The sequence below is a fragment of the Agilicoccus flavus genome (assembly GCF_014857905.1).
Classification (GTDB): Bacteria; Actinomycetota; Actinomycetes; order Actinomycetales; family Dermatophilaceae; genus Agilicoccus; species Agilicoccus flavus.
The window spans coordinates 464,403-475,502 of record NZ_JACYXE010000002.1; the positions used below are offsets into that span (position 1 = coordinate 464,403).

Annotated in this window: 8 protein-coding genes; 4 read left to right on the forward strand and 4 right to left on the reverse strand. The window is 75.6% G+C overall.

Annotated features, from left to right (window positions below):
* Positions 1-58: 58 nt before the first annotated feature.
* The 4 genes from ICW24_RS05565 to ICW24_RS05580 form a co-directional block, all read right to left on the reverse strand.
* Positions 59-835: an IclR family transcriptional regulator gene (locus tag ICW24_RS05565; protein ID WP_226344717.1), complete on the reverse strand. Its 777-nt coding sequence runs from the start codon at positions 833-835 to the stop codon at positions 59-61.
* A 158-nt stretch (positions 836-993) separates the two neighbouring features.
* Positions 994-3,291 carry a transglutaminase TgpA family protein gene (locus tag ICW24_RS05570; RefSeq protein ID WP_226344718.1) on the reverse strand — a complete coding sequence of 766 codons (2,298 nt, stop codon included), beginning with the start codon at positions 3,289-3,291 and terminating at the stop codon, positions 994-996.
* Positions 3,292-3,457: 166 nt separating this feature from the next.
* Positions 3,458-4,801 carry a DUF58 domain-containing protein gene (locus ICW24_RS05575; protein ID WP_226344719.1) on the reverse strand — a complete coding sequence of 448 codons (1,344 nt, stop codon included), beginning with the start codon at positions 4,799-4,801 and terminating at the stop codon, positions 3,458-3,460.
* Positions 4,802-4,805: 4 nt separating this feature from the next.
* Positions 4,806-5,864 carry an AAA family ATPase gene (locus ICW24_RS05580; protein ID WP_372360514.1) on the reverse strand — a complete coding sequence of 353 codons (1,059 nt, stop codon included), beginning with the start codon at positions 5,862-5,864 and terminating at the stop codon, positions 4,806-4,808.
* Between the two features lie 342 nt (positions 5,865-6,206).
* Between ICW24_RS05580 and mraZ the strand changes: the two genes are divergently transcribed.
* From mraZ to ICW24_RS05600, 4 genes are all read left to right on the forward strand, one after another.
* The gene (gene mraZ / locus ICW24_RS05585) at positions 6,207-6,638 is read left to right on the forward strand and encodes a division/cell wall cluster transcriptional repressor MraZ (RefSeq protein WP_226344720.1); all 432 of its coding nucleotides are present in this window, start codon (positions 6,207-6,209) and stop codon (positions 6,636-6,638) included.
* A 576-nt stretch (positions 6,639-7,214) separates the two neighbouring features.
* A complete protein-coding gene (gene rsmH / locus ICW24_RS05590; RefSeq protein WP_226344721.1) occupies positions 7,215-8,279 on the forward strand; it encodes a 16S rRNA (cytosine(1402)-N(4))-methyltransferase RsmH in 1,065 nt (354 codons plus the stop codon).
* A complete protein-coding gene (gene ftsL / locus ICW24_RS05595) occupies positions 8,276-8,836 on the forward strand; it encodes a cell division protein FtsL (protein ID WP_226344722.1) in 561 nt (186 codons plus the stop codon). The genes rsmH and ftsL overlap by 4 nt, the downstream gene beginning before the upstream one ends.
* Positions 8,837-8,841: 5 nt before the next feature.
* Positions 8,842-11,082, forward strand: coding sequence for a peptidoglycan D,D-transpeptidase FtsI family protein (locus ICW24_RS05600; RefSeq protein WP_226344723.1), 2,241 nt, complete (start codon positions 8,842-8,844; stop codon positions 11,080-11,082).
* The last annotated feature ends 18 nt before the right edge of the window (positions 11,083-11,100 follow it).

The window sequence follows — 11,100 nt, forward strand, 5'->3', positions numbered from 1 at the left end:
GACCATGACCGTCCGAGACTCGGACGTCCCCCGACGGCGTCCGGTCGGACGACCCGGCTCAGGTCGTGCGGTGCAGGGCGGCCTCGACGCGCCGGGCGGCCGCGACCAGGTGCCCGGCGGCTTCGCGCCCGCGCAGGCGGTCGAGACGCTGGGTGGGACCGCTCGCGGTGAGGACGGCGAGCAGGTCCCCGGACTGCCCGTACACGCCGGACGCGACGCCGGTGAGGCCCTCCTCCTCCTCGTCGCTCGCGACGGCGTACCCCTGGTCGCGGACCTGCCCGAGCTCCGCGTCGAGGTGGGCGGGGTCGGTGACGGTCGCGCCGGTGAACCGCTGCAGCGGCTCGGTGAGCACGACCCGCCGACGGGCCCCGTCGAGGGAGGCGAGCAGCACCTTGCCGCTCGCGCTCGCGTGGAGGGGGAACCGCTGCCCCAGCCAGGAGCGGGGACGCAACTGAGCAGGGGCGTCGACCTGGTCGAGCAGGTCGAGGCCGCCGTCGGGACCGACGACGCTGAAGGTCACGGTCTCGCGGATCGTCTCGACGAGGTCGACGACGACGGGCCGGGCCACGTCCGCGAGCACGGCCTGGGCGTCCGTGCCCCGCGCGAGCCGCACGAGCTCCGGTCCGAGCAGGACCCGGTCGTCGCCGGGGTTGCGCAGCAGGAAGCCCTCGTGTTCGAGGGTCCGGACGAGCCGGAGCGCCGTGGCGCGGGGGAGGTCGCAGGCGCGGGCGAGGGTGGAGACGTTCGCGCCCCCGTGCTCGACCGTGGCCCGCAGCAGCGCGAGTGCCTTGACGACCGACTGATTGAGACCCGTCCCCTGCTCGGCGTCCGACATGCGTTCACCCTAACGATGCCCTGCCGCTGCTCGAGGCTCCCACGTCGATGCTGGTCAGAGGCCCGGGTGTTTTCCCACTGCCCCCGCGTCCGCGCCCAGGTCGTGAGAGGTCACCTGGAACCGTGCATGTCCGAACATCTCCGGTCACTCGTGCGATCTCACGATGTGGAGGTGGGGTGTCGGGGGCGGACGCGGCCGAGCAGGGCCGCCCGGCCGGAGGCGGGGAACACGGTGCTCACGAGCCGGTCGCGCAGCGCCCGTGAGGACCGCGCGGCCGACCGGACGAGGCGTTCGTCCGACTCCGACCACGCGGGAGGGTCCGCGGGCAGGTACCGGGCCGCCTCGACCGTGGCGGCGAGCCGGTCGAGCGCCGCCTCGGGTTCCGGGTCGAACAACCCGGCCCCGGCGAGGTCGCGCGCCTGACCGCGCAGAGGCAGCGCCGCCTCCGACCGCAGCCCGAGGTCGCCGAGCCGGTCGAGCAGGCCCTCCCATCGGGCCTCGACGACGTCCCGCGCGTCGTCGCCCGCCTCGCGCACCCGGCGGCGGCGGGCCGCGGCGGCCGCCAGCGGCAACACCGAGGCGGCCGCGAGGAGCAGCAGGGCGACGAGCGCCGGGACGAGGACCGCGGGGCGCAGCAGGCCGCCCGCCGGCTCCGAGGCGCCCGAGCCGGCGCCCGCGTCCACGTCGGGCCGCTCGCGGCGGCTCGACGTCGTGGGGGCCGAGGGGGTCGGCTCGCTCGGTTCCGCCGTCGGTGCCGCGGACGTCGGCGCGGGCGTGGCGGGGCCGGAGGGCTCCGAGTAGCCGGGGGCGGCTCCCGTGCGGGCGCCCGGGGTCGGCTCGAAGCGGACCCAGCCGGCCCCGTCGACGAACACCTCCGGCCACGCGTGGGCGTCCGACGGGAGGACCGTGTAGCGCCCGTCGGCGCCGCGTGAGCCGGGGAGGAAGCCGGTCGCCATGCGGGCCGTCAGGCCGCGCGAGCGGGCCATCATGACGAAGGCCGTCGTGAACTGGACGCAGTAGCCCTGCCTGTCGGTCAGGAAGCGCTCGACCGCGGTGTCGGCGGCCTCCTGCTCGCTCATGCCGGCCGGCGGGGGGACGACGTCGAGGCTGTACGTGAAGTCCCCGGTCCGGAAGTACGCCTGCAGGGCGGCCGCGACCTCGAGGGTGGAGGAGGCCTGTGCCGTCACCCGTTCGGCCTCGGCGGCGACGGCCGGCGGCGCGGGATCCCACGGCCCGTTTCCGGCGGCCGGCTCCGGGGCATCGGGCGTGCGCGCCGCCGCGGTGGGGTCGACGTCCAGGTACGTCATCCGGTAGGTCGGCGGGGTGCGGTCGACGGCGAGGGTGCCGGTCCGGGGGTCCATGCCCCAGCGCGCGCCGGTGACGGTGCCCTGGACCACGACGGGAGGGGCGGCCAGGTACGGCGCGGCGAGCCGGTTGTCCTCCACCTCGACGGTGCGGTTCGGGGTGTCGCGGGGCACGACCAGTCCGCGGGCGGGGGAGAGGGTCGGCGAGGTCGACACGTCGACGTCGTTCGGCGGTGCCGCCCACGTCCCGCCCTCGTACCGGGAGGTGACCCCGACCCGCAGGGGCGCCACGTCGGGGTCGTCGGTGGTGTAGGTGAAGACGGGGTCGCCGTCGGTGCTGCGTAGGCTCGCGAGCATGTCGGACGTGGGTGAGTAGCCCACCGTGCCGCGGCCCGTGCCCGCGGTGCCGTACCCGTCGGCGAGGTAGCGCACCGGCAGCCGGGGCACGCCGATCCCGGCGGCGAGCGCGAGCGACCCGGCGGCCAGCGCGGCGCAGGTCCCGACGACGAGCCGGTGCCGGCGGGCCCGGCCGGTCGGGTCGGCCGCGCCCAGCAGTCGGGCGTGCTCGCCCCAGCCGCACGTGAGCAACAGGGCCAGCCAGGCCGCGGCGACGAGGACGAACGACGTCCAGGGCAGCTCACCGTCGCTGTTGGCGACCGCGGTGAGGTACGGGGTGAGCAGCGGGAGCCCGGCGAGGGCGGGCTGGCGCAGGGTGACCGCCAGGGCGTCGGTCGCCCAGGCCACGGCGCCGAGGGCCAGGCAGACGAGCAGGGCGACGCCGGGGTTGGGCGGGACGGGTGGGGCGCTCGTGGCGAGGACCTCGCCGGCCTGGCGCAGCAGGTCGACGACGCGCCCGGGCGTGCGTGTCGTGGGCACGAGGCCGGCGAACATCGAGTCCGAGCACCACATCCACACGGGCACCGCCACGGCGAGCGCGAACTGGGCGGCGACGACGACGCCCACCGGCCGGGCCCAGGCCCGCAGGAGCACGCCCGCGAGGGCGACGGCGCCGACCGTGAGCGCCGTCGAGGGGAGCCAGTGCGACGAGGCGAAGAGACCCTGCAGGGGCCAGGCGGCGGCGGCGACCCCTGCCGCGGCCACGAGGGCGGGCAGCAGGCGCGCCTGGTCGGGGACGGCGCCGGTGGTCGTCATGGGCGGCCTCCTGCTCGGGTGTCCAGGGTCGGCGGTGAGGACGAGGGGGGCGTTTTCGAGGGGCCCCGGTTCGACGCGTCCGGTGGGCCGACCGGTGCCGGCGCGAGGGCCGGGGGAGCTGACGTGGTCCGCCCGTGGCCGGCGGCCGGCCCGATCGGCGGGGGCGTCATCGGCTCACCTCGGCCACGAGGGAGGCCCACGTCTGCGGCACCGAACCGTCGCGGCCGACGACCCGGGCGTGCCACCCGCCGGCCACGGCGTCGGCGGCGAGCACCTCCGCCGATCCCGATCCGGCGCGTCCGGCGAACGACGCCGTGTCGAGGACGAGCAGGAGCCCGAGCGTCGCGGCGGGCAGGGACCCGAGGAGCTCGTGGGCGGCGCGGGGGTCCGCGTCCGTCGTGGCCGCGACGAGGAGGCCCCCGTCGCCCGCGACCTCCCGGGCGGCGACGACCGCCGGGCGCTCCACGCTGGCCGAGGCCCCGGACCGGGGACCGGAGTTCGACGACGCGAATCGCGGCGACGCCGCGGACGCCGACGAGGACGACGCCGACGAGGACGACGCCGTCGAGGGCGGGCCGGCGTCGACGACGGCGAGGGTCCGGACGGCGTCGGCGCCCGAGATGAGATCCGGCGCGTGCCCCGTCGCGGCCCGGTCGGGGGTGACGAGGTGCAGGGCGTACCCGAGGCCGTCGAGGTGGGTGGCCACCGACGCGAGGGCCTCGACCGCCCAGTCGAGCGCGCGGTCGCCCGGCCCGCCGGCGTCGGCGGGCGGGTCGAGCACGAGGACGGCCCGGCGCCGGCTCGGGGCGGCGTCCTCCCGGACCATGAGCTCACCCCGGTGGGCCGTCACCGGCCAGTGGATGCGCCGGAGGTCGTCGCCCGCCCGATAGCCCCGGATCGACTGGTCGGCGGCCCCGAGGGTCACGGTGCGGTGCGTCGGGTCGCCCCCTCCGCCCGTGCCCGAGGTCACGTCGCGCACGGGGTCGAGGTCGTGCAGGCGGGGCAGGACGACGACGTCGACGGTCTCGGTGCCGCGCTGCACGAGCCGGCCGAGGCCGAACGGATCGGAGTACGTCAGCACGACGGGACCGATGCGGCCCCGCCCCCGCCGGTCGGGCCGGAGCCGGTACTCGAGGACGGAGGCGCTCCCGGCGGCGCACGAGGCGACGAGGAAGCGGGGCGTGGCGCCGAGCCCGGGCGAGAGGAGGTCCTCCCCGAGATAGGGCGGGGTGCCGCGGACGCCGCGGTTGACGAACCGGACCCTGACCGTCGAGTCCTCGTCGACGGTCAGGGTGTCGTGCGGGATGCCCCGGTGAATCTCCAGTCGAGGTCGAGACCGCGTGACAACGACGGCGCACGCGGCCACGAGCCCCACGCACAGCGCGCCGATGCGGACGAGATCGACGAAGCCCAGGGCCATGCCGGAGGCGACGAGCGTGGCGCCGGCCGCCAGGAGCGCCCGGCCGCGGTCGCCGAGGGGCCCCGAGCGCCGGGAGCGGCGCGCCGCCATCGCCTCAGGCCTGCCCGTGGGGTGTGCGCGGGTGGGCGCGCAGCGGCACCGTGGCCACGAGGTCGGCGATGACGTCGGCGGCGCCGACCCGGGCGAGCCGGGACTCGCCGCTGAGCAGGACGCGGTGGGTGAGGATCGGCCCCGCGAGGGCGGTGACGTCGTCGGGCAGGACGTGATCGCGCCCCGCCATCGCGGCCCGGGCGCGGGCGGCGCGCAGCAGATGCAGGGAAGCGCGGGGCGAGGCGCCCAGGCGCAGGGCCGGGCTCATCCGTGTCGCGGCGACGAGGTCGACGAGATAGGCGCGCAACGCGGGGCTCGCGTGCACCCCACGGACCTGGTGGGCCGCGCGGACGAGGGCGGCGGCGTCGGTCACCGGCTCGAGGTCCTCGAGGGGGTCGACCCGCCCCCGGTCCTCGAGCATCGCCGTCTCGGCGGCGGCGTCGGGATACCCCATCGACACCCGGGCCATGAAGCGGTCGCGCTGGGCCTCGGGCAGCGGGTACGTGCCCTCCATCTCGAGGGGGTTCTGCGTGGCGATGACGAGGAACGGTGCCCCCAGCGGGTGCGTCGTCCCGTCGATCGTCACCTGCGACTCCTCCATGGCCTCGAGGACGGCCGACTGCGTCTTGGGGGAGGCGCGGTTGATCTCGTCGCAGACGACGACGTTGGCGAAGATCGCCCCCGGGCGGAAGACGAACTCGCCCGAGTCCCGGTCGTAGACGTTGACCCCGGTGATGTCGCTCGGCAGCAGGTCCGGCGTGAACTGGATGCGACGCATGGGCGCGCCGATCGCGCGGGACAGCGCCTTGGCCAGGGTGGTCTTGCCGACCCCCGGCACGTCCTCGAGCAGCAGGTGGCCGCCGGCGAGGAGGACGACGAGCGCCGTCTCGACGACGGAGTCCTTGCCCTGGACCACGCTGCAGACCGCCGTCCGTAGGCGGGCTGCGAGCCCGGCGATGTCGTCGTCCCGGCCCGGGCGGGCGGTCGTCGGCCCGGCCGCGCCGGCGTCGGTGGCGCGCTGCGGCGCGGCGGTCCGGTCGGCGGACGGCGTCGAGGATGGCACGGTCGATCCCTTCGGTCGGCTCCCGACATCGTCCCCCACATCCCTCCACCGCGGGTGCCCGACCCTCGGGGGCGAGGCCCGCCGGATCGGCGGCGACGCAGTTCAGGGCCCGTGCAGGCGGCGATTCTCCCGCTGCGGGTGGTCCGGATCGCGACGGAACGGTCGCGTCCACCCCCCTGGGCCCCACCGACACTCCACTTCTCCCCACCGCGTCTGACCTGGGCTGTTGCCGACATCAGCGACTCGCGTCGCCCCAGAAGTCGTTGACGGGGGTGGAAAGTGGGTTAATGTGGAGGACATAGGGGCACCATGGGGACGGTGTCGCGGGGAGGAGGTGCCGAGATGTTCCTCGGTACGCACACCCCGCGACTCGACGACAAGGGCCGACTGATCCTTCCCGCGAAGTTCCGGGAGCGACTCGCGTCGGGCCTCGTCGTCACCCGTGGCCAGGAACGGTGTCTCTACGTCTTCCCGATGGACGAGTTCGTCAAGGTCGCCGACGACCTCCGTGCGGCGCCCGTGACGAGCAAGGCCGTCCGGGACTACCTCCGCGTCTTCCTGTCCGGGGCCTTCGACGAGATCCCGGACAAGCAGGGGCGGGTCACGATTCCGGCCGGGCTGCGCGCCTACGCCGGGTTGGACCGCGATTGCACGGTCATCGGGGCCGGCTCGCGGGTCGAGGTGTGGGACACGGCGTCGTGGACCGCCTACCTCGAGAGCACGGAGCAGGCCTTCGCCGACCAGGCGGAGGAGGTCATCCCGGGTCTCCTGTGAGACGGGGGCGAACGGCAGCAGGACCACAGCACGGCAAGAACCACCAGCACGACCAGCACACGCACCACGAACGGTGGGCACGGGCCACCGGGGCCGTCGACGACGTCGGTCCCGCGCTCCCCGCCTTCCGGTCTCCACACCGCTCGTCCGGCTCCCGGGTCACTTCCCGGATCCGGGGCCGACGACGACGGCGGGCACTTCCCGGCCCGTCGTCGCAGCTCGCACGCGCCACCCGGGACACTTCCCCGGTCCCGGTGGGCGCGCACGAACCGGCGACGCGGTGGGGGACCGGAGGGCGGGGCGGAGGACACCGGCCGACCCGTCCCACCGGCGACGACGATGCTCGACCTCTCCTGGAGGTCGAAGCTCGTCTCACGCTCGTCATGACCGTCAGAGTTGCCGCGTCCGGGCGCGGCCGGGAGGCTTGCGCCACCCGATCCCGCCCACCCCCTGTCGAGCCGGAACGCGCTCACTGCGGCTCGCAGGCTCGCCCGCGTCCGCAGATCGCACGACGAACCCACGTGACCGACGCCTCGCCCCCGCGGGGAGGCCCTCGACCCGGACGGAGGACACCCGATGGCGGCGACGCGTGAGGGTTCCGACGCTCACGTGCCGGTCATGCTCGACCGCTGCGTCGAGATCCTCGCCCCCGCGCTGACCCGCCGCGATCCGTCCGCGCCGGCCCCGGTGTTCGTCGACGGGACCCTCGGCATGGGGGGCCACACCGAGGCGATCCTGCTCGCCTGCCCGGACGCGGTCGCGATCGGGATCGACCGCGACCCCCAGGCGCTCGAGATCGCCTCGCGACGCCTGGCGCGGTTCGGCGACCGCTTCCGCCCGGCCCGGGCCGTCTACGACGAGATCGGCGACGTCGTCGCCGACGCCGGCTTCGCGCACGCCGACGCGATCCTCCTCGACCTCGGCGTGTCCTCGCTGCAGCTCGACGAAGCCGACCGGGGATTCGCCTACAGTCGGCCCGCTCCGCTCGACATGCGCATGGACACCGACGGCGGGCTCACCGCCGCGGACGTCCTCAACACCTACGCCCACGGCGACCTCGCCCGCATCCTGCGCGACTACGGCGAGGAGCGGTTCGCCGGTCGCATCGCCTCCGCCGTCGTCGCCGAGCGGGAGGCCGAGCCCTTCACCGGGTCGGCCCGGCTCGTCGAGCTGCTGTACCGGGTGATCCCGGCCGCCTCCCGGCGGACCGGCGGACACCCGGCCAAGCGCACCTTCCAGGCGCTGCGGATCGAGGTCAACGGCGAACTCGACTCCCTCGCCGCGGCGATCCCGGCCGCGCTGCACACTCTCGGGGTCGGAGGGCGTGTCGCTGTCCTCAGTTACCACTCCCTGGAGGACAGGATGGTGAAGCGGGCGCTCGCGGCCGCCTCGACCGGCACTGCTCCGCCCGGCTTTCCCGTCGAGCTCCCGGAGCACGCTCCGGAGCTGCGGCTGCTCACCCGCGGCGGGGAGGAGCCGGGGGAGGCGGAGGTCGGGACCAATCCCCGGGCGGCCTCGGCCCGGCTCCGGGCGGCCGAACGCATCCGACCTGCGACCGGGCGCACCCGCACGACGAAGACCCGCACGACGAGCAGCACCACCACGAAGAACAGCACCACCACGAAGGGACGCCCCCGATGAGCCAGATGCCCGCCGCCGCGCGGACTGCGACCCGGGCGCCCCGCCGCATCGAACCGGCCCGCCCGCACCTGCGGGTCGTGCCCGCCGTCCCCACGCGGCCGCGTCGGCTCCCGTTCGTCGTCCTCTGCTCGTTCCTGCTCACCGCGGGTCTCCTGCTGCTGCTCTTCCTCAACATGTCGCTCGCCCAGGGGGCCTACGACTGGCACCGCCTCGCCGACGAGTCGCAGCTCATGCGCGAGAAGCAGCAGGCCCTCGAGGCCGACGTCCGGCAGTCCCGTTCGCCCGCGGTGCTCGCCGAGCGCGCCCGCGAGCTCGGCATGGTCGAGGGCGTCTCGCCCGCGTTCCTGCGGCTGCCCGACGGGCAGGTCCTCGGGATCCCGCAGGCCGCCGCTCCCGCACCGACCGCCTCCGGCGACGCCACGCCCGCGCCGTCGTCCACGGCCTCCCCGTCGAGTTCCGGGTCGGCGTCCCCGTCCACCCGGTCGGGCGAAGCGTCCTCGCCGTCCTCCGCCCGCGCGTCCTCCTCGCCGTCCGGCGAGGCCTCGGCCGACCGGTGAGCCCGATGGACCGCACGCGCGGGCCGCGCCGCGACGGCGCGACGGCCGTGAGCGAGGGCGGCAAGAAGCGATCGACCGCGGCCCGCGCCGGTCGCGTCGGCGAGTCCGAGCGTCCGCGCGCCTCGGCGTACGCGACGTCCCGCGACCGCTCCGACCGGGACGGCCGCGGCCCGGCGCGCCGGGCCGGGGGCGCCGGGGGAGCCGGTCGGCGCGACGGCTCCGGCGGTGGCCGGGGCGGGGGTCGACCCCTGCGCGTCGGCCTCGCGAACCCGCGGCGCCGCGTGCGCGCGATGTTCCTCGTCGCCTGCTTCGTCTTCACCGTGTTCGCCGCGCAGCTCGTCCGGCTGCAGGGCATCGAGGCGGGCGCGCTGTCCGAGCGGGCGACCCTGAGCCGCACCCGCGAGTTCCCGATCGCCGCCCAGCGCGGGTCGATCCTCGACCGCAGCGGCACGCCGCTCGCCGTCGACGAGGAACGCCGCGACATCGTGGCCGACCCCGAGATCATCGCGGGCTGGACCCGCACGGACCGAAGGACGAAGAAGACCGAGAAGCCGGGGGCCCGGGGCGCCGCGAGGATCCTCGCCCCGGCGCTCGACATGCCCGTGGGCGAGCTGGAGACCCTGCTGCGCGGCACCCCCGCCTCGCCGAAGTACGCCCGCCTCGCGGTCGCGGTGAAGCCCGAGACGTGGCGCGCCGTCGAGAAGCTCGACGTCCCGGGGCTCGCCGGCGTCAAGGCGTCGCGGCGGACCTACCCGGCCGGCCCCGCGGCCGCCCCCATCGTCGGCTTCGTCGGCCCCGACGGGCGCGCGGCCGACGGCACCGGCAGCGGCCTCGAGTACCTGCTCGACGACCAGCTCGCCGGCAAGCCGGGCAAGACGATCCGCGAGGTCTCCGCCGACGGGCGGATCATCCCGATGGGCGTCGACGACACCTCGCCGGCCACGCCCGGACGGGCCGTGCGCCTCACCCTCGACAACGACCTCAACTGGTACGCCCACCAGGCCATCGAGGCCAAGGTGAAGGAGACCAAGGCCGAGTCGGGGATGGCCGTCGTCATGGACCGCAAGGGCCGACTGCTCGCCGTCGCCCAGTCGCCCGGGTTCGACCCGGCGAAGCCGGGGGCCACGGGCAGCGTGACCTCGTCGCTGCCGTTCCAGGAGGTGTTCGAGCCCGGCTCGACCGCCAAGGTCATGTCGATCGGCACCGCGCTCGAGGAGGGTGTGCACACCCCGACGAGCCCGTTCACCGTGGACGACAAGATCGAGCGCGCCTCGACGACCCTCAACGACTCCCACGAGCACCCCGTCGAGCGGCTCACGCTCGCGGGCATCCTCGCGCAGTCGTCCAACGTCGGCACGATCCTCGCCACCGAGCAGATCGCCCCGGCCACCATCGAGAAGTACTACCGCGCGTTCGGGGTGGGCGCGCCCAGCGGCGTCGGCTTCCCCGGGGAGTCCCGCGGCATCTTCGCCCCGTCGGAGGAGTGGGAGCACCAGCAGCGCTGGACCATCCTCTACGGCCAGTCCGTCGCGACGACCGCGATCCAGGCCACGGGGGTCTTCCAGACCATCGCCAACCAGGGCGTCCGCGTGCCGCCCACGCTCGTCGACGCCGTCGCGGCCGACGACGGCACGCTCACCCCGAAGGCCCTGCCGGAGGGCCGGCGGGTCGTGTCCGAGAAGACGGCCGCCGAGATGACGCTGATGCTCGAGAGCGTCGTCGGCGAGAACGGCACGGCGGCGCAGGCGGGCATCACCGGGGTGCCGGTCGCCGGCAAGACCGGCACCGCGAACCGCTACTCCGGGACCGGCGGCATGATGGCCTCGTTCGTCGGGTTCGCTCCCGCGGACAAGCCCCAGTTCGTCGTCGGCGTGTTCGTGGCCAACCCCAAGGGCGGCCACTACGGCGGCAGCGTCGCCGGGCCGGTGTTCCAGAAGGTCATGAGCTACGCGCTGGAGAAGTACGGCGTCGCGCCCACGGGCGAGAAGCGGACGCCCTACCCCCTCTACGTCGGGCAGAAGACCGGGCCGAGCGCCGGCCAGGTCGACCCCGGCTCCATCCCCGACCGCGGCGCCCCGACCGCCCGCTCGCCGCGTTCGTCGTCCCCCTCGAGCTCGTCGACGTCGACGAGGTCCACCACGCCCTCGTCGTCGTCCTCCGCGTCGTCCTCGTCGTCGTCCTCCGCGTCGGAGTCCGACGCGGAGTCCGGGGTCGACGACTCGTCCACGACGACCGGCAACGGGTAGCGTCCAGGTCGTGCCAGC

What these genes read in the sequence shown, in the direction of transcription:
- ICW24_RS05565 (WP_226344717.1), bottom strand. Translation starts at nt 835, where the DNA reads ATGTCGGACGCCGAGCAGGGGACGGGTCTCAATCAGTCGGTCGTCAAG.
- ICW24_RS05570 (WP_226344718.1), bottom strand. Translation starts at nt 3,291, where the DNA reads ATGACGACCACCGGCGCCGTCCCCGACCAGGCGCGCCTGCTGCCCGCC.
- ICW24_RS05575 (WP_226344719.1), bottom strand. Translation starts at nt 4,801, where the DNA reads ATGGCGGCGCGCCGCTCCCGGCGCTCGGGGCCCCTCGGCGACCGCGGC.
- mraZ (WP_226344720.1), top strand. Translation starts at nt 6,207, where the DNA reads ATGTTCCTCGGTACGCACACCCCGCGACTCGACGACAAGGGCCGACTG.
- rsmH (WP_226344721.1), top strand. Translation starts at nt 7,215, where the DNA reads ATGGCGGCGACGCGTGAGGGTTCCGACGCTCACGTGCCGGTCATGCTC.
- ftsL (WP_226344722.1), top strand. Translation starts at nt 8,276, where the DNA reads ATGAGCCAGATGCCCGCCGCCGCGCGGACTGCGACCCGGGCGCCCCGC.
- ICW24_RS05600 (WP_226344723.1), top strand. Translation starts at nt 8,842, where the DNA reads ATGGACCGCACGCGCGGGCCGCGCCGCGACGGCGCGACGGCCGTGAGC.